This window comes from Geobacillus sp. WSUCF1, from assembly GCF_000422025.1.
Lineage (GTDB): Bacteria > Bacillota > Bacilli > Bacillales > Anoxybacillaceae > Geobacillus > Geobacillus zalihae.
Map to the genome: position 1 here is coordinate 1 of NZ_ATCO01000256.1, position 405 is coordinate 405.

The following is a 405-nucleotide window of genomic DNA, read 5'->3' on the forward strand; positions in this document are numbered from 1 at the left end:
TGTTTTGTTTGGTTTTGAGGGAATTGGTTATTCTCTCGGTTGTTTTGCGCCTGCGTCTGCGAGTGATTCAGCGGAGCTGGATTCCTCGGCGCAAGGCCGCAAAGAAGCTGACTCAAGGCAGCAGCCTTGTTTCGTTTTGAGGGAACTGACCGTTCCTTGCAATGTGTATATGGGCCTATAGCTCAGCTGGTCAGAGCGCACGCCTGATAAGCGTGAGGTCGGTGGTTCAAGTCCACTTAGGCCCATTGGATGGGGCCTTAGCTCAGCTGGGAGAGCGCCTGCTTTGCAAGCAGGAGGTCATCGGTTCGATCCCGATAGGCTCCACCATATCAAGTTTTGCGTCTGTGCCTGCGTCTGCTAGCGGGTTCAGGGAAGCAAGATTCCTCGGCACAAGACTGCAGAGAA

The 405-nt window shown here is 54.1% G+C and carries 2 tRNA genes; both read left to right on the plus strand.

Going from position 1 to position 405, the window contains the following annotated elements:
• Positions 1-171: 171 nt before the first annotated feature.
• A tRNA-Ile gene (locus tag I656_RS0117075) sits at positions 172-245 on the plus strand.
• A 6-nt stretch (positions 246-251) separates the two neighbouring features.
• Positions 252-327 (plus strand) — tRNA-Ala (locus I656_RS0117080).
• Positions 328-405 lie beyond the last annotated feature (78 nt).